The organism is Dysgonomonas termitidis (assembly GCF_054657735.1).
Map to the genome: position 1 here is coordinate 499,102 of NZ_BAAHYD010000001.1, position 25,117 is coordinate 524,218.

Genomic DNA, 25,117 nt, shown 5'->3' on the forward strand with positions numbered 1-25,117 from the left:
CCCAAACGCCGGTTTAGCTCAGTTGGCAGAGCAGCGCATTCGTAATGCGCAGGTCTGGGGTTCAAGTCCCCAAACCGGCTCGATATTGTTTTGATTCTTTCCTGTCTTCAATTATTCCTGTAACTACGAAAAGTTTTTAAGATGTAAATAAGTCCGGGTTAGTTTATTGATACACTGGTAAGTGATTGAGTAAATTTGGATAATTAGCAAATTTGAATATTAGCAGATTAGCAAATTTAATGAGTCAATGAGATGATGTGCCGATGTGCCAATGTTTTTAAATGAAAAGTGAAGAATATTTTTGGCTTCGGCGATTCATAATTCAATTCACTTATCACTTAGCAGATGTCAATATTAGCAGATTAGCAAATGTTTTAAAAAAACAAGAATTACCAATTAACAAATAGCGTATGTCAGTATTCAGTATTATATATTCGGACTTTAATGAGGCGCGGCTTTCTTTGAAAGAATGGTTTTTCTGCCGCAGGCAGGCTATCAGGATGGATATTGCCATCAGCCTTGCCGATATGAAGCAAAAGGGATGGAACAGGCAGTTTATAGTTATGCTGATGAGCCTGCCGGCAGGTGACAGGCTGGTATCCATACACAGGGATAAGTTCCTGGAATACCAACGGGCAGGCTTGCTGCCAAAGCGTTTGAAATGGAGCGACTGTAAAAGGATGTCGTTTTACCAGACGCCCGAATGCCGGAATAATAAGGCAACGCTACTGGAAAGGAAAGAGGCTAAGGAGAAGTATATAAGGTATGCTAAAAGGTATATGTAGGTTCGTTTTTTATTTGGATAAAGCCTGTTTTCTGACAGGCTTCTTTATTCTGTTTATATTAACATTTCTTTTAGCCTGACAAACGATTGTATTACCTGCTCCATATCAGGATTTTCAACGTGTACCAGCAGGGATGAGCAAAGTGTGTAATATTCCCCTTCTTCGTGCAGTTCTTCTTTATGTATATGCCTGAACCTGTCCCTGCATTCATTGCCCCATATGTCGAAAAGCCTTTTCCTGCACAGTTCCCTGCCGTCCAGGCTATCGCATATGTATATCATTGAGTTCCGGTTGTTTTGAAAGAATAATTCAATGATGCACAGGATTGTCTCCCGTATGCGCGGGTCTGATGTCTTAGCGGCGCGTTCGCCTTTGTGCTCAAAGTTGAACATAAAGGTATTCTCAAGGCTTTTGTCGTAATTACTACAACAAATAAAATAAGCGGTATATTCGATACCGCTCACTGTTATAAAGGAATACGCCAAACCAGCCCCCGAAATACTATAAGGGTAAGGGCTTAGCGAGTTTAATGTTCCGTTCATCCAAAACTTTTTCTAAATCACCGTTTTCACGTATACACTTCGATAAGGCCTTCTTATCCTCAAGCATCTTTTCAAGGATGGTCTTCCGTTTTACCTGATGCTTTTTCATAGACTTTATTGATTAAATTAATATTACCACAATCAGCAATACACTACAAATATAGATAAATGAACGGATAAAAAACACATTTCCAGCCTAAAAATACAATTAACCAAACACCTTATTTCATCAGACTTTCATTGTATCCCACATCTACCCATGCTTCCAGATAATAAATAATGCTCTGCGGAGCCAGCGACGCCCCGAAAGAAAACAGGAAGTCGCGGAACTTATTACCTGCTATCCTCCGGGTCTCAAGCGTGGAATAATTCCCCCGCCCGGTCGGAGCCATGCCCGACATCGCCCGAAAATTTACACCGTCCATAGAGGAATGGGATATGTACACAAGTGGGCCTGCATCGTTAAGCGTACAAAATAACTGTAGCTTTTCCAGCCATTTGATATACGGCCTGCCGTACTGTAGCGGACGCATGATAAAGCTGACATCCGCCCGTTGCGGCGTGCCGTCTTCATTCAGGTTCCCAAACTCATAATCCTTTAGCCTGTTATCCCCGGTAACATATAACTCAGGGAAAGTATTATCCACTACCCTGTCTATTTTCTCCGTAGACCGGTAGAACGACCTGGAATAGAAGTTCAGCACATAGTTAAACCCTGATTCCTTATTACAGATAAGCAGTTCGTTTTCGTATGGATCGTAGATAAGGTTGTCCAGTCCCCGGAGGTATTCCGTTAATGTTTCGCCGGGTGTATGCATAAGCCCTTCCATCTGCGGGAGAGATTCTATAATAAACTTTTTTTGTTCTTCCTGTAGCTGTGATGTCAATAGTTCCACGTCCTGCCCGCTGATGATGCATACGCCGCGTCCGGATGTAAACACCACGCCAAAGGGTGTGGAAGCGACAATAGGGGTTGTCGGTATTTCATACGAAGCAGGAGCGGATTTGTTCGAATAGACAACTTCCCCCTGTCCCACATCGAGCGAATAAATACCCTGTGTGGTGAAGATATACAGGGGATATTGCCCGAACTGTCCTTCCGAGATGCGCATGGCATTGGATGCCATTGCCAGTATTGTCCCGTTCCCGGTCTGATAGGTATTGATATTGGGGAACAGCAGCGGATTATTTAAGGCCGATACCTTTATTTTATTCGGTTCGGATAATGTTACTACGGTGTTGGTATCGGGTAATACGGCAGTGGACGGGCTGCTGTCTTCCGTGACAGGCTTTAACCCGTCGTTGACAAAGAATGCAAGGTTGAGGAAATTATGCGGTTCCAAAGGCTCTGTAAATACCTTATACCACTGGCCGCCCGTCTGCCTGTAAATGGTTATCCTTTTGGCGCGGGTATCCGGATAGGAAATAAAGGAACTCATAAACAGCTTATATACGGGAAAGTAAGGAGCATTGGCCACATACCTGTATAGCTTTTCATTCGTTATCCCGGTGTTTATCTCTATTTCGAACAAAAGGTTGTTCCATAACTGCCCGTGTGCATCCGAATATTTATACCCGTTGTAATTACCGTCCGGTATATCTGACGTATTGTACCACAGGAAGTAATCCGGGTTGAAGCCTTTGAAGAAAGTAGTCTTTACATTGGCGATATGCAACCTGTTATTATAGGTATAGCTTACTTCTGCACCGTACTTATGGTTGGAGAAGTTATCGTCCGTCATCGCTTCCTGGTAGATGAGGTTCTCCATCCTGGTAACATCCGAATCCGTCGAGGGGAATACTTCCGGTTCAAGGATACTTTTACTGCTTCCCAAGGGGATGCTCTTCATATAGTAGAATGTGGCGGTATTGGATACCTCCTTTAATGTTTCCGGCTTTATTTCTTTAACAAGGTTGCAGCTTGTCAGTATATCCAGATCAAAGGGCATGTCCCCCCGGATATTTTCGATATTGGATAAACCCAGTGGCGGGGACATAAAGATATCGACCGACCGGATAATATCCTGCCAGTCCTGCCAGCCCTCAAAGGCGAAATCGTAATGCATATGCATCTTATAGCCGTAGACATGTACCCGCGACCAGGAAGCGACATACCACCTGTTGCCGTCGTTGTTTATCTCATACTGAACCCATTTAACGGAGTCTTTATCCTCCCCGGTGCGGCTTATCGAAGTATCCCCCGTGACAGGCTTTACAGGCATAATAAATACCGGAGGGGAATGTTTGGTCAGGGTTCCGTCATACAGGCGGAAGGCATAGCGGATAAGGCAGGCGTCGAAAAGGTGCAGTCCGTATTCTTCATTCAGCTTGTTGACCGCTACGTTGACAAGCCCTTTGGTTGCGTCTGTAAAATCTTCCGGCCTTACGCTGCCCGGCTCATATTCGTTGTCATAGAATAATTCGGCATGAGCCATCCGGTCGGATGTCCTTAACCCGATGGGCGGCACTTGCGGCAGTTCCCCGATGAAAGTATAGTTGCCATTTCGGTAGAACAGGTAGTAGATATTATCACTTGTAATAAGCGAAACCGTATTGCCTGTCTGCTGTACACTATGAATCCTGCCTTGTATGTATGATTGGATAGTTTTGGGCTGATCGCTTAATATATCCCAATAGACGGATGAATGGTTATTATCATTAATAACCCCGATCCAGTTCTTATAGCTGTTATTCTGGTGCAGAAAAATGATGTCATACTTTTGGGATAGTTCCTGCATTACCTTACGGGGCGGTACAGGATGTAATGCCCCGTTCTTGGGGCGGAGGTTGACCAGGGAATACATATCCCCCTCCCCGTATGTGCTTGTTGTGGTGATACCGCCGGCTGGCGTTTTGATTTTCGGCATGGCCTTTTACTGCTCCCGGTTCAAAAAAGGTTCAATAAAATCCTTCCTGTAAGGTTCGATGATGGAGTCGTTCGTATCAATGAAGTTCTTCACCTGCTTTATCCCGTGGAGGATGGCGGGATGTTCCCTGCCGAATATTTCCGCTATCTTCACGCTCGACCAGCGGACAGGATCGGACTTGTTGAGGTAAAACCAATAGATAAAGCGGGCTACGGCAAGGACTTGCTTCCTGGATTTCCCGGTCAGTTCCTCTTCCGGGATATCAGTCCTTTCGGCATATTCTTTCAGGCTTAGTATAGTATCCATTACGTTCTGTTTTTTTAATTTGGAATAGCAATTTACCGGACAAAAACAAGATATGCAAAACTGTTAAAACCAGTTAGTTATATGTGTTTATGTGGCTGAATATGGGACTGTATGCCCATAGGCGGAAGCCAGGGGATTATTATAAAAGTTTAACTGTTAAAATGGTTTTGACAGAGGGTTTTTAACCTGTTTTGTCCGGTAGTAAGTTGTATGTTGTATGTTATTTCTGCCGGATGTTTCCGGCGTGGTTCACCTGCCTGCCACCAGGAAGTCGGCAGCTTCCTGCTCCAGTTCGGCATTGGTTTTAATACGGCTGGACAGCATCCAGGCCTCCAGCTCCTGCCTGTCGAAATAGGTCAGTTTGCCCCCCTGGGATTTGTAATAGGGGATTTTCTTCGCGCATACCAGTTTATACAGGTGGCTTTTGCTCAATCCGGTCAGCAGGCTGGCGTCTGTCATCGTCAACGCCTTTTTGATTCCCAGTAAGGTCAGTTCCCTGATTTTCTGCAACTCGTTCAATAGCTGTTCTTCCATGTCCTTTTTATCTTTTTCGGTATTGGCTGCACGGGGACAGGTGTAAGGCTTCCCCTGCATGCCTTTGCCAACCCGAGGGGCTTACACTCTCCCGTCCGGTTAACAAAGGCAAAGATAGGACGCATGGAAAAACAAAACGGGCGGTATCAGGTTGCTTCCCCCTGACTACCGCCCTGCCGCCTTTATGTATCAACTGTTTAACTTAGCAACCTGTCTATGACTGCACTGCTTTCCGGTGGATTGTCGTATTTATCCATTGCCGTGCTCAGGCTTTTTTTATTGATGGGCTTATTGTCCTTTGTAAAGCACTGTGCCGCTTTTAACCATTGGTTTATTTCCTTTGGGAAATGCCGGGATATAAAGTAATGCAGTTCCTTGACCGTTCCCATCCATTGCAACGGACTGAACGGTGTTTCGTCTCCGGGTATAGGTGTACCCCCGAAAACAGAACAAAAATGGCTGTAAGACGTTCCTGCGGATATAAATTCGCCTTTCACCAGACCTGTGTATAACTGCTCCAGTTCCGTAGCGGTAAAAGTGCGGCTGAAACAGGGCGGGTGGCTTATATTATTCCTATCCTGCTTTTGTGTTTCTTTTACCCTAATGGGTGTTTTAGTTTCTATATACCTGAAATAATTATCCGTATATGACCTGATTATCTCCGCTTCGTTATCGCTCAGGTATTCAAACAACCCCTGCGACTGCCTGAACAGTTCTTCTTCATCTATCCTGTGCCGGAAGTAAAATTCTTCCTCAAGGTTCCTGAACGGTAAGTCAGCATCGTTCCTGTGCCGTTCCCTGTATTCACCCAGCCGCATATCCATGTATCCGTTGTAAATGGCTAGGGTATCTTTTCCCCACTTCTTTATGAGGTAAGCACAAAAGCCGCATATGACTACAGGCAGCATATGTGGTTGTCCGGCTTCTTCCTTATATGCCATATAGTGTTCGTCTGTTTCCAGGAACCTGTAACAGCAGTTGTCCTCCACATCTTTGAACTGTCCCGCCTTGCCGTTCTTCCAGGCTGAGGACAGGGTACTGCCTGAAATACGTTCGATCAGTCCCCCTGTCTCAAATCCCGCTCCCGGTTTTTTATCCTTATCCATATATTAGAATTTAAACAGTATCCTAGTCCGTCAGCCCATCCAGCTTACTGACTGCTTCACGCTTATTCTTATCTATCACTTTGGCATATATCTGTGTCGTCTTCATATCGGCATGCCCTAATAGCTTGCTCACTGTCTCGATAGGTACACCCAGGGACAGCAAAAGGGTAGCGTTTGTGTGCCTGGCAACATGGAATGTCACGCGCTTCTTTATCCCTGCCGCCAATACCCAGCTTTTAAGGGCCTGGTTCGTAAAACCGCTGGATGATAACGGGTAGATGATATCTTCTCCCATAGCGGCTCCCCTTTCCGGCAGGAACTTCAAAGCCTCGTCCGATACCTGCAGGTATTCTTTTTTCTTTGTCTTCTGCTGGGTAAAGCAGATCTGCTTCCGGCCTTCATGGTCGGTCTGGATATCGTCCCATCTCAGGGCCTTGACATCCGAGAAGCGCAACCCGCTGAAACAACTGAACAGGAAGGCTGACTTTACCAGTGGTTTGACACATTCGGTCTTTACCAGCGCCCTGATTTCTTCCAGGCCTAAGTATTCCCTGTCGCTTTCCGGACGTTTGGGACGCTCGAAGCGGGTCAGCTTCTTCATCGGGTTATCGGGAATGATACCATCCTGTACCGCACAGTTCAATACAATGGATAAGGCGCGGCTGTAACCGTAACGGCTGCCTTTGGATAACAGGCTGCCTTTAGCGCTAGCCGCAATGCCCCTGCGGCTGGAAAGGTTCTCCGCTGTCAGCAGGTATTCACTGAAACCGCAGCAATACTCCCTGGTAACTGACCTGAAGGTTAGCCCGTCACCCTTATAAAGGATCAGGTGCTTTATCAGGCTCCGGTAGGTATCGCATACCGCTGTCTTGCCCTCCGCTTCTTTGCGTTCCGTCAATGCCTGTAAATATTTGATGAAATTCGCCTTTTGTTTCAGTCCCATATTGACAAAGCCGTTTTCCTTACTGGACAACTCATCTATTCGCTGTGCTTTGATACGGACGGCCTTGTCGAGCATCCGGCGGTTCAGCTCTTTGTCTTCGGGTGTCCTTTCTGGTACAAGGTAGAGTTTGGGGAACTCGTACAAGCGCTTGCCGTTCCTGTAGATATCGAAGTAAATGGACTGGCTGCCGCCGGAGAGTTGTTTAAAGCGTATCTTTACCGGCTCCTTTGCTTTGGGTTGTTTCCTGCTGGTTGTCATAAGGATCAATATTAAATTAAATACTAAAAAATCAAGAAAGAAAAACTAAAAAGAATAAAATTAAAAATTAAACCGGGGGCAAGATACAAACAAGGAACGACATGGCAAAGGAAAATAAGGATTAATTACCTTTTGATATATATGTTTTTAAATAGCTAATAATCAGATATTATATAAATACAAGAAACATAATAGTTTACGAAAAACAAACAAAGTAACAATTATAAAAATCCATAAGTAACAAACAGGTAACAAATAATGGATAAAAAACGATTATGGAAATGAAAAATAAAAATCTATTTTTATTCTTGTTAACTAATATAAATAGCTATATATAAGTGTATTTAGTTTCATACATATCACTTTTATTTTCGTTTGTTTTCTTGGCGAATTTTGGTGATAACTTTTAAAGGTAACAAAGGTAACACTTGTTTCAGTTAACAGTAAACAGTCATCAGTTAACAACTTGTATCTCGTGTCTTGTCTACTCGTATCTTGTTTACTTGTAACTCGTAACTGCTTTAATCAATACTTCAAAGAACTATCAGCTGATAGCTAACGGCTAAAAGCAATATATAGATAAAGTTCTTTTGAAATATTTACGAATCCGGCTTGTCAGAATTCTCTCAATCCCGAAACCTTATATCTGCTGAGGGTCTCCAGTTTTACATCCCTGTTTACGACAACGCCGTTGGTGGCCAATGCCTGTTCTACGGTCTTGAATGCGATTTCCGGATGGTTATTGTCCTGGCTGAGATGGCATAGCCAGATATTCCGGAGGTTTTCATTGTAGATACTCGCAATAAATTCGGCCGAAAGACGGTTGCTCAGGTGCCCCATACCGTTTTTTATCCGTTCCTTGAGATAATACGGGTATCTGCCTGTCTGAAGCATATATTCGTCATAGTTGGCTTCTATCACAAGGTGGTTGGCCCTGCACGCATAATTCCTTATTTTGTCGGTAATCCGGCCTATATCCGTTACGATGACAAGAGCCTGCCCGTCAAACTCGATGTGGTAGCCCACGTTTTCGATGCTGTCATGCGGCACATCAAAGGCTGTTATATTAAAGTCATCGATTGCAAACGCTATCTCTTTCTCTATGACCCTTTTTGATTGGTACAGCTTGGCCTGGACGACCCTGTTGCGCTGAATGCCTTCGTGTACGGTCTCGGTCGCATAAATAGGGATGTTATACTTGTCGCCGAAGCATCCGACGGTTTTGATGTGGTCGGCATGGTCGTGCGTGATAAGGATTGCTTTAATCTTCTCGAAAGCGACCCCGTATTCGCGTAATGCTTTCGTTACATTACGGATACCTATTCCGGCATCTATAAGGATACCGTTTTCTTTGGTTCCCAGATAGTAACAGTTTCCGCTGCTGCCGCTGCCCAGGCTGAAGAACTTATATTTGTATTGTGAAAATAAATCATATTGCATAGCGTGCAAAGTTAAGGAGTATCCGGATAAAAAAGATGTCCGTAACGTTAAAGTTATGAACACCTCCGGATATAATATGAGCAGGTCCTTATCCCTTTTTCAGGAAACAGGTTTTTAAAACGATGCCCGACCCGTCTATTTTGCAGTCTACTTCTGTCGGTTCTTCTGTCAGGCGGATGCTTTTTACTTTTGTTCCGCGCTTGATAACCATCGACGAACCTTTTACTTTCAGGTCTTTAATAACTGTAACAGCATCACCATCAAGCAATTCTGTACCATTGCTATCCCTGGGGGTTGTGTCTTCTGCTTCTGTGTTTGCTTCGCCTGTCCATTCGTGAAAGCAATCGGGGCAAACATATGCCGTACCGTCGAAATAAGTGTTTTCCATGCTGCACACCGGACAATTCGGAGTTCCTTCCATTTTTACTAATTTTTAGTGTTAAAAACACAAAGATAGCGCTTTTGATGTCTGTAACCAAAATCGGTACGTTCGGGTAAACGTTTCGGGATCGGGTCTGATGTCTGTCCGGGCGTATAATAAATCTCAGGTTACGACTTGACCTTTAGGAATTACTCAAATAAATTCGTCTTAAAAGTGAAAATTCAAAAATTCTACAAAATTGGCAGATATTTTTATGTCTGATTTAGTCTGACTGGTTTTTTCCATTAGGCTAAAATTAATTTATTAACCAAATGTCTGAACAGGAACAGACGTAAAATCAATTTGAAATGAAAAAATATTTATTATTATCTGCTATTGCAATGATCGTGTCGATTTTTTCTACTAATGCTCAGGAAGCCGGAAAGTTCAGAGGCGGATTAGACCTCGGTTATGCGATACCCAAAGGAGGAGGAGGTATTGGGGCTGCATTAGAGTTTAAATACAACCTGAAAGATAATATGAACGTGGGTATCCGTATCGAAGATGCGTTCATGGCTAAAGAAGTAGGAGAAGCTGAGGGAAGTGTATCAGGAAATGAAGCCTATCTGGCTACTTTCGATTACTATTTCAACAAGGGAACTTCCAGTTTTGCCCCATTTGTAGGCGCCGGTGCCGGCTATTACAGCTTGGCGACAATCAAAGTCAATGATACTGATCTGGGTGCTGATACATCCGGTAAGTTCGGCGGATTGTTAAGAGCAGGTTTCGAATATAAAAAATTCAGAATGGCAGCAAGCTATAATCTTGTTCCTTCTTCAAAGTTTGAAATTGGTAACCAGAGCATATCTTCTTCAAACGGCTATTTCTTAATAACTGTAGGATTCTATCTCGGCGGTGGTAGCTGGAAAAAATAATATTAAAGAAAAAATAGGTTATATCGTAATTGTATAATAAGGTTTCGTCAAGGAATTGGCGAAACCTTATTTATTTTTATAAAAAGGAGATAATAATGGCAGTAGTGGGGTTTTAATGTTCGATTTTTCTAATTCGCCTACCGGCTTATTTTTGGCTAACGCCGATTTACGGATTGGGTATCCCGCCTGCTGGACGAGGCCGGAACCGCGATGTGAAGGCAAGACAGAGGCTCTTCAGTCTTTAGCCCTATGTGCATAAGCCTACTCGTAACTTGTAACTGCCCACAGGGTGTAGTAACTTGTAACTAAAAATCGAACATTAAAACCCACCTACCAATTCGCATTAATAATCACAGGAACCGAGTATGTATATAATTTCCGGGATATTCAGGTCAGATAAATATTTTGAGAATCTTTCCATATCCGGAACAACTTCGTAGGAAAAACTTAAATACACTCTTAATTAAAAAATGTATTTTTGCATATTGAACCAGAATATCATAATTATGAAGAAAGTTATTCTCTTTCTGTACCAGCTGTTCATATTCGCCCCTATTTTTGTATTGGCGACTATTATTACGGCTGTCACAGTTATGATTGGCTGCCTTATAGGTGACCGTACATTTTGGGGTTATTATCCGCCTCGTCTTTGGAGCAAACTGTCCTGCCGGCTGGCCTTATGCCGGATTAAGGTTGTCCGCCACGGGAAACTCGACCCTGACCAATCATATGTATTTGTACCCAATCATCAGGGCGCCTTCGATATTTTCCTTATATACGGGTATCTGAACCAGAATATAAAATGGGTGCAGAAACAGGAACTGCGTAAAATCCCGTTTGTTGGTAAAGCCTCCGAAATTGCAGGACATGTATTTGTAGACCACTCCAACCTGAAATCGAGGAAAGAAACTATTATCAAAGCCGAAGAACAGCTTGGAGAAGGCTCTTCGATGGTAATATTCCCCGAAGGAGCAAGAACTAATACAGGTAAAATGGGGCGGTTCAAACGCGGAGCATTCGTTATTGCAAAAGAAATGGGATTGCCTGTTGTACCGGTTACAGTAAACGGCCCTTTCGACCTGATGAGAATAAACACATACCTCATCAATCCCTGCAAACTTGAACTAATTGTCCATGAACCCATTTCTACAGATAACCTTACCGATGAGAATATGCCGCAGTTTATTGACAACTGCCGGGAAACCGTATATTCCGGATTATGGGAAAAATATAAATAACAAAGAGTAATAAAAAACGTTATATCTGAATACGAAACCATTTTTTTGTATTTTTGTGCCTTTACTTAACAACAATCAGCATGAAATCTAAATTTAAGAATATACTATTCCTATCATTGATTCTGTTAGCTGCATCTGCATTGGACCTGTCTGCTGAAGGACATAATGATTTGAATATAGCGAGTGCCACAGCAGTTGAGCAGGCGCCGGATGCTGTTATCACACATACTGTAGTGAAAGGGGAAACCGCGTACTCCATAGCCGCTGCATATAACACCACCGTGCAATCCATTTACAGACTTAACCCGGAGGCCGAAAAGGGAATCAAAGCCGGAAATAAGCTGAAAATAGAAAAAGGGCGGAAAGTGGCAAATTACAGCAGTCATCTGATTGAGCCGAAAGAAACGCTCTATTCCGTATCGCGGATGTATCATATATCCGTGGACAACCTCAAAGACGCAAATCCGGGACTGGACGAAAAGACATTCAGCAAGGGGAAAACCATCCGTATTCCTGTGTTTACAGGCGGATATGCGACTATAGCCCCAACCGTGACAAACGGAGGATATGCAAGCCCGAATATGGAATACAAAGTACAAAAAGGCGAAACGCTATACAGTATAGGGAAAAACCAGGGCATATCCGTAGAAGCTCTCCTGAATTCAAACCCCTCGTTGAAAGACGGCGGATTGAAAGAGGGAATGACTCTGGTTATCCCAAGAAGGCAGATACAGGAGCCAAGGCTTACCACCAATGAACAAAAGGCTGTACGGACAGAAACCCCCTATGCTACAAAAGGAGAGACAGTCCGTATAGGAGTCCTGCTTCCGTTCCTTGACAATCACGGCAGCATCCAGAAAGAAAAACTGGCCGAATATTACGAAGGCTTCCTGTTGGCCGTTAAGGAAATGAAAAGCAGAGGCCTTAACGCCGAGATATATGCCTTCGACATCGGAACCGAAAAGAGTACGAAAAAACTTGAAAGCCTGCTGGGTACAAACGAAATAAAAAATCTCCATCTGATAATCGGAGGCGTATCCAAGCAGCAGATAGATGTATTGACCAAATTCTCTAAGAAAACAGGGATTAAATACGTTATACCTTTCGGTTCGACAAATGACATAGAAAATACACCGACATTATTTCAGATGACCACATCCCATTCAAGCCTGTACACTGAAATATCATCTGCATTCAAGGACAAGTTCAGGGACTACAATATAATCTTCGTCTCCGAAGCTGGCTCTGACAATGATAAATCAGACTTCACGAACACCCTGAAAAAAGAACTGTCAAAGTCGAATATACCCTTCAAATCCACTGCAAGTTCCGACAATCTGATTACAGATATAAGGAATGTGATGGAAGGTACAGAAAAGAACATACTGATTCCTGCCTCCTCGTCAGAAATCACGCTGCGCAAAGTGCTGGCCGCAATGAATTCGCTGACTACAGAAGCCGTAACCCTGTTCGGTTACCCCGAGTGGCAGACATATTCACAGCATACGGGCGGGTTGCATAAATACGACTCTTACATCTACAGTATATTCTTCCTCGATGAACAACAGAATGATGTCAAAGACTTTGTAAGCGAATACAAAAAATGGTACAATAAGAACCTTATAAATTCATATCCCAAATACGGCTATCTGGGATACGACGCAGGACTTTATTTCCTGACAGCACTCAACAGATACGGCAGCAGTTTTGAGAACAATATATCTAACCTCAAAGTTCCTACCCTGCAATCAGCCGCGCACTTCCAACGCATAAACGACAGGGGAGGATTCATCAACAACGGGTTATACCTTATCCAGTATAAAACAGGATCAGGCATTGAAAAAACAGATATCAGCAGATAAAAAATGACAAACAGATTCTTTATCCTATTATTGTTGTCGTCACTCTTTACCGTTGTCGCAAACGGACAGGACAAAAAGTTCGAACCTGAGTGGAACATAGGTGTCGGATTCGGCCCTACGCTTTCATCCGTCAGCTTCGACCCCAACAGGGCACTGAATGACGGGGGAACTATAAGTACCAAAAACCTCCAGCAATATTCCGGGGGGCTTGCTATACGCTATATTTCCGAAAAGAATCTGGGGCTGATAGCCGAACTGAACTATTCTCAACAAGGATGGGAGCAATACTTTGAGCCGAGCGAATCGGGAGAACTGTCCCCATACCAGCATTCCCATCAATTAAATTACCTGGAATTGCCTATACTTACCCATATCTACTTTGGAAATAAGGTACGTGTCTTCTTCAATCTGGGGCCCAAGCTCAGCTTCCTCCTCAACGACAGTGAAAAGATGAACCAGGCACTATCCGACGCACTGGCAAGCGGCAGTCTGAGCCCTTCTTTTATGACATATCAGTATTACCGTAAGCCCGAGAGAAAGATAGATTACGCCCTTATGGGAGGCATGGGGCTCGAATTCAGGTCGGGCATCGGTCATTTTGCATTGGAAGGACGATATACATTCGGCCTTGGAGATATTTACAAAAACAGTAAATCCGATTTTTTCAACCGCTCTGCCAACAGGGTTATTTCGGTTAAGTTGACCTACTACGTTAAGCTATTCTGATATGCCGCGCATATACAAACTTTCAAGGACAGGATTGAAATTATTATATAAAGTACGCCATCACCGGGGACATGGCATACATTCCCCCTTTGTCTTCAATCTGGTGACAAAAGTCATAGAAGAAAAAGCACCCTACCACGCCTATGACGATATAAAATTCGCGCTTGACAGCCTGAAAGAAAAACATTTCAAGCTCAACAAACAGAATAAGCTGATGTTTAAGCTGGCCAATCACTTCGAGGTGAAAAGGGTTCTGGAAATAGGTTCCGGCTTTGGGGTTAACTCCCTATGCCTGACAGCACCGTATTCCAATACAGAATGTACATGCATAGAAATATCGGAACAGAAAGCAGCCCTGGCCCGCAAATTGTACCATAACTGGGCAAGGAAGATAAATCTGCATACAGAAGCGGCGCTACCCGTTCTAACAAATAAGCAGGACTGCATATTGATCGACCTCAACAACTACAATCATCTGCCGGCAGATATAAACAAGTACCTGTCGGAACTTTCTCACGAAAAAACATTCATTATTGTGAAAGGTATCCGAACAAATAAACGCTACCAGATGTTATGGAGAAGTATTTTAAATATAGAGTCGCGGACAGCTGTACTCGATCTGTTCAATACCGGAATTTTATTTTTCGACAGACAGTTGTACAGATGGAATTATCAGATAAGTTTTTAGGGCTGCAGGCCTCTTTAATATTCACGGTTTAAACAGATCATTGATAGATGAAGAAAAGCTTGGTATATACAAAAACGGGAGATAAGGGAACAACTTCCCTTGTCGGAGGAAAACGGGTAGCTAAATCCCATGTCAGGCTCGAAGCTTATGGCACTGCCGACGAGCTGAATTCTTTCGTCGGATTTCTGATAGAAGAAATAGACGACAAACATGACCTGGAAACATTATCCTATATTCAGCATAAATTGTTCACGGTAGGTTCATATCTTGCCACTGAAACCGAAGCGATGCCCCCCAAAGCAGCAAGTATCATTACAGAAAAAGATATAGCGCTGCTGGAAAACGAGATGGACAGGATGGACAGCGAACTGCCGTCTCTTCGCCAATTCGTATTACCGGGAGGAAGCGAGTCCGCATCACGGGCACATATATGCCGGACAGTCTGCCGGAGAACCGAACGTTGCATATACCGGGTGAAGGAAGAATTTCCGGTGGATGAACACGTTTTAATGTTCGTAAACCGGCTCTCAGATTACTTTTTCTTACTAGCCAGGAAAGAAAGTAACAAGAAAGGAAAAGAAATATTTTGGAATCAGACTTTGATATAAGAAATAAAGTTCTATTTTTGCGAAAATATAACCAAACCGGCAAAATAAATAAAACTAAGATATTATGTACTGGACTTTAGAACTTGCATCGAAATTAGAAGATGCACCATGGCCTGCAACAAAGGAAGAGTTAATAGACTATGCTCAACGTTCAGGCGCCCCCCTGGAAGTAATAGAAAACTTACAGGAGATCGAGGATGAGGATGAAATCTTTGATACAATCGAAGATATCTGGCCCGATTATCCGAGCAAAGAAGACTTCTTCTTCAACGAAGACGAATATTAGCCTAAAGATGCTGTAAAAGACTCTTTTAAAAGAAAGTAACTGAAAAGAGATTGGGGTGAAAATTCACTCTGATCTCTTTTTGTGTTTTTCCGGATCTGGCTTTGGACAAAAAATGGTTAAGCTATGTTATTTATGCGAATTATTAATAAATCTCTAAAACTTTATCTATACAATATCCGGGGAGAGTTACACGAAGAGCGCAAAGAGAAAAAGAAATTTTTGTCATGTACTATGGCAAATCTGTCACTTTTGTAACCTTTTTCCGGCTTGGCGCCTTTGCGGGATCTCCTTTATCCATAGATAAAATATTCTTTGAAGGAAACTGATAAATGAAAAATATGTGCAAAAAGTGTCAAGTTTGTCAAGTTTTACACAGAAGCTGCAAGCAAACGAATTATTAATTCTTCATTCTTAATTATTAATTATTTTCTATCTTTGCTTACTTGTAATTTAACTATAAAGAATACATCTAAATAAACATAATAACTGTGTCGAAGAAAGTAGCCGAAACCCCGTTGATGAAACAATATCTGGAAATCAAGAGTAAACATCCTGATGCTATATTGCTGTTTCGTGTGGGTGACTTTTACGAGACTTTTTCACAAGATGCCATCGATGCCGCCGAGATACTGGGGATAACACTTACCCGGCGGGCCAATGGATCAGCACAATTTGTCGAACTGGCCGGATTTCCTCACCATGCACTGGATACTTATCTGCCGAAACTGGTACGGGCAGGTAAACGAGTCGCTATCTGCGACCAGCTGGAAGACCCAAAGCTGACCAAAACAATTGTAAAACGGGGAATTACGGAACTTGTCACTCCCGGGGTATCCATTAATGACAATATCCTCAATCATAAAGAGAACAATTTTCTCTGTGCGGTACATTTTGCGAAAAGCAGCTGTGGCATTTCACTGCTCGATATTTCCACAGGGGAATATCTTGTAGCGGAAGGAACTAAGGAATATGTAGACAAACTGCTCACCAACTTCTCCCCGAAAGAAGTCCTGGTGGAAAGAAGCAAGAAAAAGCTGTTTGAAGAATATTTCGGAACACGTTTCTTCATATTCGAGCTCGACGACTGGGTATTTACGGAAGATACTGCCAGAGACAGGCTGTTGAAACACTTTGAAACAAAGAACCTGAAAGGATTCGGCGTAGAACATCTGACAAACGGGGTAATCGCGGCAGGAACGATCCTCCATTATCTCGATGTCACCCAACATACACAGATAGGGCATATCACTTCGCTTTCCCGCATAGAGGAAGATAAGTACGTCCGTCTGGATAAATTCACAGTCCGCAGCCTCGAACTCATTTCCACCATGAACGAAGGAGGAAAAAGCCTCCTCGACATTCTGGACAGGACAACATCGCCGATGGGCGCGCGTATGCTTCGCCGCTGGATGGTATTCCCGCTGAAAGAAGCAAAGCCTATAAACAGCCGGCTATCCGTAGTTGAATACTTCTTCAGGGATCTGGAATTAAAAGGCCTGCTGGAAGAACAACTTTCATTAATCGGAGACCTGGAACGCATTATATCCAAAGTAGCCGTAAACAGAATTACCCCGCGTGAAGTAGTCCAGTTGAAAGTGGCATTAAAAGCCATAGAGCCGATACGTGAGGCATTCCTGGCATCAAGTGAACCGAGCCTGAGGGAAATAGGGGAAAAACTCAACCCCTGTCCTGTTATCCGCGACCGCATAGAGAAAGAGATATATCCCGATCCACCCGCAATGCTGAATCGTGGGAACGTTATAAGCAAAGGGGTAAACGCCGACCTCGACGAGTTACGTGATATTGCTTTCTCCGGAAAAGATTACCTGCTGAAAATACAACAACGGGAGACTGAAGCCACCGGCATCTCCTCTCTCAAGATAAGTTTCAACAGTGTATTCGGTTATTATATCGAAGTCCGGAACGCGCACAAGGATAAAGTTCCGGCCGAATGGATACGTAAGCAGACACTGGTAAATGCAGAACGTTATATCACACAGGAACTGAAAGACTATGAAGAGAAGATCCTGGGTGCGGAAGAGAAGATTCTGTCCCTCGAAACATCTCTTTTTAACGATCTTGTACTCAGCCTTGTAGAATACATACCAACTATACAGGTGAACGCGAACCTGATCGCGCAGACCGACTGCCTGCTCTCGTTTGCCAAAGTAGCCAAGGAGAACAAATATATCCGTCCCGAGATCAATGACACGGATGCATTGAAGATAAAGAACGGCCGCCATCCGGTCATTGAAAAGCAGTTGCCATTAGGCGAATCCTATATAACAAACGACGTCTTTCTGGATAGCAATTCGCAGCAAATCATTATCATAACCGGACCGAATATGGCCGGTAAATCGGCCCTGCTCCGTCAAACGGCTTTGATTACACTGATGGCGCAAGCCGGTAGTTTTGTCCCTGCCGAATCTGCCCAGATAGGGCTGGTAGACAAGATATTCACCCGCGTAGGGGCATCGGATAATATTTCACTGGGCGAATCAACCTTTATGGTGGAAATGAATGAAGCGTCTGATATATTGAATAATCTCTCTCCGCGAAGTCTCGTCCTGTTCGACGAATTAGGCCGGGGAACGAGCACTTATGACGGTATATCCATTGCATGGGCTATTGTGGAATACATTCACGAACATCCGAAGGCAAAAGCAAAGACCCTGTTTGCCACGCACTACCATGAACTGAATGAGATGGAGAAGTCTTTCAAACGGATCAAAAACTTCAATGTTTCGGTCAAGGAAGTGGATAACAAAGTGATATTCCTGCGCAAACTTATACCGGGTGGCAGCGAACACAGCTTCGGTATTCATGTGGCCAAGATGGCCGGCATGCCTCAGAGCATCGTGAAACGGGCGAATAATATACTGAAACAATTGGAAACTGATAACCGTAAACAGGGAATATCAAAGCCTATCACCGATATCAAAGAAAACAGGGAGGGTTACCAGCTTAGTTTCTTCCAGTTGGACGACCCTGTGCTTAGCCAGGTGAGGGATGAAATAAAGTCGCTGGATGTCAATAACCTTACACCAATGGAAGCCTTAAACAAGCTGAATGATATAAAGAAAATAGTTTCAGGTAAATAAAGTGTTAAAGAATTTCAGACAGATTGTATTTTTTTATTCCTTTGTATTCCGAAACGAACTTACAAACAATAAGATAGACCAAGAAAAATGACTCGAAGAAAAATACTTGTAACAGGGGGAGCCGGATTTATCGGGTCACATCTGTGCGAAAGGCTTCTGAGCGAAGGCAATGAAGTATTATGCCTAGACAATTATTTCACCGGCTCTAAAGAGAATGTCGTCCATTTACTGGACAACCCCTACTTTGAATTAATAAGGCATGATATCGTTCATCCATTTCATGTGGATGTAGATCAAATATACAACCTTGCATGTCCTGCTTCGCCGGTTCATTACCAGTACAATGCCATCAAGACCATTAAGACTTCCGTCATGGGGGCCATCAATATGCTTGGACTGGCAAAACGCCTGAAAGCGAAAGTACTTCAGGCTTCGACAAGCGAGGTCTATGGCGATCCTCATATACACCCTCAGCCCGAGTCATATTGGGGAAATGTAAACCCTATCGGGATACGCTCTTGTTATGATGAAGGAAAACGCTGTGCCGAGACATTGTTTATGGATTATCACCGTCAGAACGGGGTAAGGATCAAAATAGTCCGCATATTCAACACATATGGTCCCCGCATGAATCCGGAAGATGGACGTGTGGTTTCGAACTTTATAGTGCAGGCACTGAAAGGGGAAGATATTACGATATACGGGGATGGGACACAGACCCGTAGCTTCCAGTATGTGGATGATATGGTGGAAGCCATGATAAGAATGATGGCCACCGATGATTCGTTTACTGGGCCTGTAAATACAGGTAATCCGGGTGAATTTACCATGATTGAGCTGGCCAGACTGATATTGGAGCTGACAGGTTCCAAATCAAAATTAGTATTCGAGCCTCTGCCAAGTGATGATCCTAAACAAAGGAAACCCGACATTACCCTGGCTAAAGAAAAACTGGACTGGGAGCCCAAAATACAGTTGAGAGAAGGGTTGATAAAAACGATAGCATATTTCGATAACATATTGGAATAAAGGATTTTTACGAAGACATAAATATAACATAAACATGAAACTTTCAATCGTTATTCCTGCATACAACGAAGCCAGGACAATACATTTAATACTTAATAAAGTTTTGGCTGTAAACCTTATCGGTAATTTCGACAAAGAGATTATCATTGTTAACGACTGCTCAAAAGATGATACCGTCGAGGTTGTAAAAGCCTATATGGCCGAGCATCCGCAGGCAGATATGAGGCTTTTCGAACAACCCGTGAATATGGGCAAAGGAGCTGCTCTGCACAGGGGCATCAAAGAAGCTGCAGGAGACTATATAATCATACAAGATGCCGATCTTGAATATGATCCGGAGGAGTACAATATCTTATTGAAGCCTGTAATAGACGGATTTGCTGATGTTGTATTCGGCTCAAGGTTTATGGGAGGAAAGCCTCATCGCATACTCTTTTTCTGGCATTCTATCGGGAACCAGATATTGACATTTGTCTCCAATATGTTTACCAACCTTAATCTTTCGGATATGGAAACATGCTATAAACTCTTCCGTTCAGATATTATCAAGTCTATCCCATTACAGGAGAGGCGTTTCGGTTTTGAGCCGGAAGTGACAGCCAAGGTGGCGAGATATCCCAACGTGAGAATCTATGAAGTAGGTATTTCTTATTATGGCCGTACTTACGAAGAAGGTAAGAAGATAGGCTGGAAAGATGGTGTAAGAGCCTTTATATGCATGCTTAAATATGGATTATTCGGCATGAAGTAATCAGATGATATATTACAATGTAGAGAAGAAAGATTCGATTGACCGGGTGAAATTACCCCACGACAAACGTTTCTTCTCTCTTTTGAGATTATCCCTGTAGGATTGTATATCCGAATCGAAAAATTCTCTTATGCCTTTAGCTACATCTCCGGAAGCAGGCTCCGGTACCACCAAACCCGTATTTGAGTCCTTAACAGTAGTGCCTAATGCTCCTACATCCGTAGCTACCATAGGCAGTTCCATCTGATAGGCCAAGGCTACCACCCCGCTTTGAGTAGCGGACTTATATGGCAGAACCAGTACATCTGCGGCAGAGAATAAGGTTGAAACCATATCATCGGGGATATATTGCTCAAAGACGACGATATTGTCTTTTAAAGGAGATTGATTAATCAGTTCTGCATATTTGTCAAAACTGCCATAACTCTCTCCGGCTATAATCAATTGATAGGAGCCATCCAGCACTCCCATCGCCTCGATAAGTATATCCAGGCCTTTATAATCCCGTATAAGTCCGAAGAAAAGGAGGTTCTTCTTATCATCTCTAATTCCCAGCCTTTTACATGCGGCGGCTTTATCCGTACGCTCAGCATACTGGTCATATATAGGATGTGGCTGTAATAGTATCCGCGCATCTTTTTTCAGGGAGAGTAAATCCTGCCGGACAGGCTCACTCATAACAATAAATGCATTACATCTATTGAAGAAAAAGCGGGCAAAAGACTTATCCACAAACCTTTTCTCATGAGGAATGGCATTGTGAACGAGAGCCACTATTTTAGTCCTTTTATTAAGGAAAAGACACACCGAGCCATAGGCCGGCGCAAGAAAAGACATCCAGTAAGGTATAATAAGCAGATCGGGAGCATACTTATTGATACATCTGGCTGTACGGATATAGCTAAAAGGATTTATACTGTTCAATACACGGATACTATCGACCACTGTGGCTGTATCTCCTTCGGCTACATATTGCGTTTTACCCGGAAAAAGAAGATCGGGATAAAGAGTTGTAAATGTAAATGCTTTCACCTCATTGTGCCCGGAAAGCTCAGTGTACAACCGGGCATTAAGCTGTGCCAGCCCTCCCCTGTACGGATAGAACGGTGAAAGGATCGCAATTTTCATGGCTCTGTCTTGTCTAAAACCTTGTGGATTCGGGAAACAACGGACTCTGCTGTAATTCTTTCCATACAGGCATATTCCTCGTCCCCTCTCTGGCAAGGCAGTTCCCCAAAAACCGAACATGGCCTGCAATCTAAATCGACCTGTATGGCATTTGCTATATCCTGTCTGAATCCATAGAAGCCAATTGCAGGATGGGTTGCTCCCCACACGGATACTACCGGCACCTGTACCAATGAGGCAAGATGCATGTTAGCCGAATCCATCGACAGCATGACATCCAGATATGAGATAAGAAGTATTTCTTTCTGCAAATTAAGCTTTCCGGTAAGGTCAATTGTATTCGGATACTTCGATGCCCAATGGGACAACACTCTTCGCTCTTCTTTTTCCGAACCGAATAAGAATATAGTAATACCTTCTTCCTTTGACAATATATCAATTACCTTCGACATCTTCTCCAAAGGATATATCTTACCCCTATGCTTAGAGAAAGGGGCTATACCTACCCACTTACCATCCTTTTCTTTAACGACGGATTTAAGATCCGTAAAATTCCGCGGGACGAAATCAAAGAAATTATTAAATACCATTGGCGCAGGAAAGCCCAGTTTATCAAAAACCTCCTGATAACGCTGCATGGTATGTTTAAGCGGTGGTTCCAGCTGTTTATGAGCTATCGCAGATCTTTTCTCATTCTTACCTTTATCGATATGCGCGACCTTACGCCCCATTAGAAGCATAGAATGACGAATAGCTTTGGAACGCAAGACATCGTGCACATCAGCTACATGGGAAAACCTCATGGCAGACAGCCGTCTCATCACTCTGAAATAACCTGTTATTCCCCGGTACCTACGCTTAATGTCGAGAGGAATGACATTGATGTTAAACCCCAGATTTTCGAATAATGGAGCGAATGCTTTCCGGGTCATTACAGAAAAACGATCCTGTGGATATTTTGCTGCAACAGAATATACTACCGGAACGAGCATAGCTACATCTCCGAAAGAAGATATCCGTATTACCAGGACTTTAGACATAATTGTATCGTTTGTAAATTGACTGCAAGTTATTGTGTTTTAGTATATAATACCGGATTAAGGCTAGGATCGTTATACATTTTCATCTGCTTATATACTTTCATATATTTCTTTCCTGCCTCTATATCCTCTAATAATTCTTCTATAGCCGTAGAAAGGTCCTTACGCTGCGTAAGTAAAACCTGAAGCTTCTTCGATGCTTGCCCGTGATGATCTGCTGTCGTGTTTTTCCTGTCCACTTCCTGTTGCATGTGGTATATCTTAAGAGCAAGGATAGACAAACGGTCTATTGCCCACGCCGGGCTTTCCGTATTGATCCGGGCCTCAGGCAATACTTTTATATCTTTATATTTATCAAGGAAATAACTGTCTATCAGTTCCACCAGATCTGTCCTGTCCTGATTCGATTTATCGATACGGCGCTTTATAAGCAAAGCTTCCGACGGATCGATGTCCGGGTCGCGGATAATATCTTCCAGATGCCACTGAACCGTATCTATCCAGTTTTTAAGATACAGAAAATATTCTATTGATTTCTCAGTATAAGGGTTATTGATGGGACTATCTACACTGTTCGTTTTGTGATAATCATTAATTGATTTTTCAAAGATAGAATTACTCAAACCGGTAAATTTCATGATTTGTTCTTTATATTAATATTATTTCTCAGCCCAGGTTTCCCGGTCTAAATTACGATAGTTTATGGCTTCCGCCAAATGTTTCGGCTGTATTTTTTCGGAACTATCCAAATCCGCAATTGTACGCGACACTTTCAATATCCTGTCATAAGCTCTCGCCGACAGATTGAACCGGTCCATTGCCGTTTTTAACAGCTGCAATCCTGTATCGTCAGGAGACGCGTACCTGGCAAGAAGCCGGGGTGTCATTTGCGCATTACAATATATCCCGTCCTCATCCTTAAAGCGCTGTTCTTGTATTTCCCTTGCTTTTATAACACGTTCTCTGATAGATTCGCTTGCTTCGGCAGGTGTCTTATCCGATATCTTCTCGAACGGTACGGGAACTATCTCGATGTGTATATCTATACGGTCGAGAAGCGGTCCCGATATCTTGTTCAGATATTTCTGAACAGCTCCACCAGGGCAGACGCATTCCTTCTCGGGATGGTTATAGTAGCCGCAAGGGCATGGATTCATCGATGAAACCAACATAAAGCTGGCCGGATATTCGACAGAAAATTTAGATCTCGAAATGGATATCTTCCTGTCTTCGAGTGGTTGCCGCATAACTTCCAGCACGCTCCTGCTAAATTCAGGTAATTCGTCAAGAAAGAGAACCCCGTTGTGCGCCAGGCTTATCTCTCCGGGTTGGGGATAGGCGCCACCGCCAACGAGAGCCACATCGGAAATAGTATGATGTGGACTCCGGAACGGCCGTTGAGCCATCAAGGATGTTTCATTCCCTATCTTACCCGCCACACTATGTATCTTTGTCGTTTCCAGGGCTTCCTGTAAAATAAAAGGAGGAAGAATAGAAGGCATACGTTTCGCCATCATAGACTTACCTGCACCCGGCGGACCTATCATTATCAGATTGTGCCCACCCGAGGCTGCGACCTCCAATGCCCGTTTCACGTTCTCCTGCCCTTTTACATCAGCAAAGTCAAATTCGAAAACCTGCCGGGAACTGTAAAATTCGGCACGGGTATCCACTATAGTCTTTTCCAGTTCTGTATCCCCATTAAAGAAGCCGGCTACCTCGCTTATGTTATCCACGCCGTACACGTCCAGATTATCGACCACTGCCGCTTCCCGCGCATTTTTGCGGGGCAGCACTAGACCTTTGAAACCAAGCTCCCTGGCTTTTATAGCTATAGGAAGCACTCCTTTTATGGGAAGAATGGTACCATCGAGCGATAGTTCTCCCATAATCATATAGTTTTCCAGCTTATCAGCTTTCAGGCTGTCCGAAGCTGCCAGTATTCCCATAGCCAAAGGCAGGTCATATGCTGTACCTTCTTTCCGTATATCGGCCGGGGACATGTTGATAACTATCTGTTGCCGGGGAAATTTGTACCCGTTTATCTGCAGAGCCGAGACTATACGCTCATGGCTTTCCTTTACCGATGCGTCAGGCAATCCGACAAGCATAAATTTTATGCCTTTCGAACAATTTACTTCTATTGTAATCAATGTTGCGAGTATACCTTGTACAGCTGCGCCAAAAACCTTAACTAACATCTAAAGGAGTAAAAATGAGTAACAAGGAGCAAAGATAAAAAACAATTAATAATTAAGAATGAAAAATTAATAATTTATTTGCTTGCAGCTTCTGCCTAAAAATTGACAAACTTTACACTTTTTGCACATATTTTTCATTTATCAGTTTTCTTCAAAGAATATTTTATTTCTATGGATAAAGAGCTATTGCATAGATACCGAATCGGAAAAAGTAATAAAGGTAACACATGTTTCAGCTTTTAGCTGATAGCTATTAGCCGTTAGCTTTGGCTATCGCATAAGTGGCTTTACGGTAAGCAATCATCAGTTAATAACTCGTATCTTGTTTACTTGTAACTCGTAACTGCCCGAAGGGCGAAGTAACTCGTAACTTTCTTAAAAG

Annotated in this window: 23 protein-coding genes and 1 tRNA gene; 12 read left to right on the plus strand and 12 right to left on the minus strand. The window is 43.2% G+C overall.

Features of this window, described 5'->3' with window-relative positions; all coding sequences use genetic code 11:
* The first annotated feature begins 7 nt into the window (after window positions 1–7).
* Both ACYQ3L_RS01975 and ACYQ3L_RS01980 read left to right on the plus strand, forming a co-directional pair.
* Window positions 8–80: transfer RNA gene (locus ACYQ3L_RS01975), tRNA-Thr, on the plus strand.
* Between the two features lie 330 nt (window positions 81–410).
* The gene (locus ACYQ3L_RS01980) at window positions 411–785 is read left to right on the plus strand and encodes a hypothetical protein (RefSeq protein ID WP_459952280.1); all 375 of its coding nucleotides are present in this window, start codon (window positions 411–413) and stop codon (window positions 783–785) included.
* 53 nt (window positions 786–838) lie between these two features.
* On the opposite strand, the gene ACYQ3L_RS01985 is transcribed toward ACYQ3L_RS01980, so the two are convergent.
* The 8 genes from ACYQ3L_RS01985 to ACYQ3L_RS02020 form a co-directional block, all read right to left on the minus strand.
* Complete coding sequence (locus ACYQ3L_RS01985) at window positions 839–1,327, minus strand: DUF6169 family protein (protein WP_459952281.1); 489 nt, start codon at window positions 1,325–1,327, stop codon at window positions 839–841.
* A gap of 221 nt (window positions 1,328–1,548) precedes the next feature.
* A complete protein-coding gene (locus ACYQ3L_RS01990; protein ID WP_459952282.1) occupies window positions 1,549–4,194 on the minus strand; it encodes a hypothetical protein in 2,646 nt (881 codons plus the stop codon).
* A gap of 6 nt (window positions 4,195–4,200) precedes the next feature.
* Window positions 4,201–4,500, minus strand: a complete 300-nt coding sequence (locus ACYQ3L_RS01995) for a helix-turn-helix domain-containing protein (protein WP_379997556.1) — start codon at window positions 4,498–4,500, stop codon at window positions 4,201–4,203.
* Between the two features lie 249 nt (window positions 4,501–4,749).
* The gene (locus tag ACYQ3L_RS02000) at window positions 4,750–5,094 is read right to left on the minus strand and encodes a helix-turn-helix transcriptional regulator (RefSeq protein WP_379997554.1); all 345 of its coding nucleotides are present in this window, start codon (window positions 5,092–5,094) and stop codon (window positions 4,750–4,752) included.
* Between the two features lie 137 nt (window positions 5,095–5,231).
* The gene (locus tag ACYQ3L_RS02005) at window positions 5,232–6,140 is read right to left on the minus strand and encodes a hypothetical protein (protein WP_379997552.1); all 909 of its coding nucleotides are present in this window, start codon (window positions 6,138–6,140) and stop codon (window positions 5,232–5,234) included.
* 22 nt (window positions 6,141–6,162) lie between these two features.
* Window positions 6,163–7,341 (minus strand): tyrosine-type recombinase/integrase, encoded by a 1,179-nt coding sequence (locus ACYQ3L_RS02010; RefSeq protein ID WP_459952283.1) that lies wholly within the window; start codon window positions 7,339–7,341, stop codon window positions 6,163–6,165.
* 615 nt (window positions 7,342–7,956) lie between these two features.
* A complete protein-coding gene (locus tag ACYQ3L_RS02015; protein WP_380000723.1) occupies window positions 7,957–8,781 on the minus strand; it encodes an MBL fold metallo-hydrolase in 825 nt (274 codons plus the stop codon).
* An 88-nt stretch (window positions 8,782–8,869) separates the two neighbouring features.
* A complete protein-coding gene (locus ACYQ3L_RS02020) occupies window positions 8,870–9,202 on the minus strand; it encodes a zinc ribbon domain-containing protein YjdM (RefSeq protein WP_380000725.1) in 333 nt (110 codons plus the stop codon).
* Window positions 9,203–9,510: 308 nt separating this feature from the next.
* On the opposite strand from ACYQ3L_RS02020, the gene ACYQ3L_RS02025 reads away from it, so the two are divergent.
* From ACYQ3L_RS02025 to ACYQ3L_RS02070, 10 genes are all read left to right on the plus strand, one after another.
* Complete coding sequence (locus ACYQ3L_RS02025) at window positions 9,511–10,077, plus strand: hypothetical protein (RefSeq protein WP_380000727.1); 567 nt, start codon at window positions 9,511–9,513, stop codon at window positions 10,075–10,077.
* A 506-nt stretch (window positions 10,078–10,583) separates the two neighbouring features.
* Complete coding sequence (locus tag ACYQ3L_RS02030) at window positions 10,584–11,315, plus strand: lysophospholipid acyltransferase family protein (RefSeq protein ID WP_380000729.1); 732 nt, start codon at window positions 10,584–10,586, stop codon at window positions 11,313–11,315.
* 80 nt (window positions 11,316–11,395) lie between these two features.
* Window positions 11,396–13,177 (plus strand): LysM peptidoglycan-binding domain-containing protein, encoded by a 1,782-nt coding sequence (locus ACYQ3L_RS02035; RefSeq protein WP_380000731.1) that lies wholly within the window; start codon window positions 11,396–11,398, stop codon window positions 13,175–13,177.
* A 3-nt stretch (window positions 13,178–13,180) separates the two neighbouring features.
* On the plus strand, window positions 13,181–13,903 hold the full coding sequence (locus ACYQ3L_RS02040) for a porin family protein (protein WP_380000733.1): 723 nt from the start codon (window positions 13,181–13,183) through the stop codon (window positions 13,901–13,903).
* Window position 13,904: 1 nt separating this feature from the next.
* Window positions 13,905–14,591 (plus strand): methyltransferase domain-containing protein, encoded by a 687-nt coding sequence (locus ACYQ3L_RS02045; protein ID WP_380000735.1) that lies wholly within the window; start codon window positions 13,905–13,907, stop codon window positions 14,589–14,591.
* Window positions 14,592–14,638: 47 nt separating this feature from the next.
* The gene (locus ACYQ3L_RS02050; protein ID WP_380000738.1) at window positions 14,639–15,199 is read left to right on the plus strand and encodes a cob(I)yrinic acid a,c-diamide adenosyltransferase; all 561 of its coding nucleotides are present in this window, start codon (window positions 14,639–14,641) and stop codon (window positions 15,197–15,199) included.
* 64 nt (window positions 15,200–15,263) lie between these two features.
* Window positions 15,264–15,485: a DUF2795 domain-containing protein gene (locus ACYQ3L_RS02055; protein WP_006800744.1), complete on the plus strand. Its 222-nt coding sequence runs from the start codon at window positions 15,264–15,266 to the stop codon at window positions 15,483–15,485.
* Between the two features lie 518 nt (window positions 15,486–16,003).
* Entirely contained in the window at window positions 16,004–18,586 is a 2,583-nt protein-coding gene (gene mutS, locus ACYQ3L_RS02060; protein WP_380000793.1) for a DNA mismatch repair protein MutS, read from the plus strand.
* A gap of 87 nt (window positions 18,587–18,673) precedes the next feature.
* The gene (locus ACYQ3L_RS02065; protein WP_380000741.1) at window positions 18,674–19,615 is read left to right on the plus strand and encodes a UDP-glucuronic acid decarboxylase family protein; all 942 of its coding nucleotides are present in this window, start codon (window positions 18,674–18,676) and stop codon (window positions 19,613–19,615) included.
* Between the two features lie 34 nt (window positions 19,616–19,649).
* Entirely contained in the window at window positions 19,650–20,366 is a 717-nt protein-coding gene (locus tag ACYQ3L_RS02070) for a glycosyltransferase family 2 protein (RefSeq protein ID WP_380000743.1), read from the plus strand.
* 12 nt (window positions 20,367–20,378) lie between these two features.
* Here the strand turns inward: ACYQ3L_RS02070 and ACYQ3L_RS02075 are convergent, their stop codons facing one another.
* Genes ACYQ3L_RS02075 through ACYQ3L_RS02090 form a run of 4 tightly spaced genes read right to left on the minus strand, consistent with a single transcriptional unit; the run spans window position 20,379 to window position 24,735 of the window.
* On the minus strand, window positions 20,379–21,494 hold the full coding sequence (locus ACYQ3L_RS02075) for a glycosyltransferase (RefSeq protein ID WP_380000745.1): 1,116 nt from the start codon (window positions 21,492–21,494) through the stop codon (window positions 20,379–20,381).
* Window positions 21,491–22,534, minus strand: coding sequence for a glycosyltransferase family 9 protein (locus ACYQ3L_RS02080; protein WP_380000747.1), 1,044 nt, complete (start codon window positions 22,532–22,534; stop codon window positions 21,491–21,493). The genes ACYQ3L_RS02075 and ACYQ3L_RS02080 overlap by 4 nt, the downstream gene beginning before the upstream one ends.
* Window positions 22,535–22,563: 29 nt before the next feature.
* Window positions 22,564–23,172, minus strand: coding sequence for a DUF4254 domain-containing protein (locus ACYQ3L_RS02085; RefSeq protein WP_380000749.1), 609 nt, complete (start codon window positions 23,170–23,172; stop codon window positions 22,564–22,566).
* Window positions 23,173–23,193: 21 nt separating this feature from the next.
* Entirely contained in the window at window positions 23,194–24,735 is a 1,542-nt protein-coding gene (locus ACYQ3L_RS02090) for a YifB family Mg chelatase-like AAA ATPase (protein WP_380000751.1), read from the minus strand.
* Window positions 24,736–25,117: the final 382 nt, after the last annotated feature.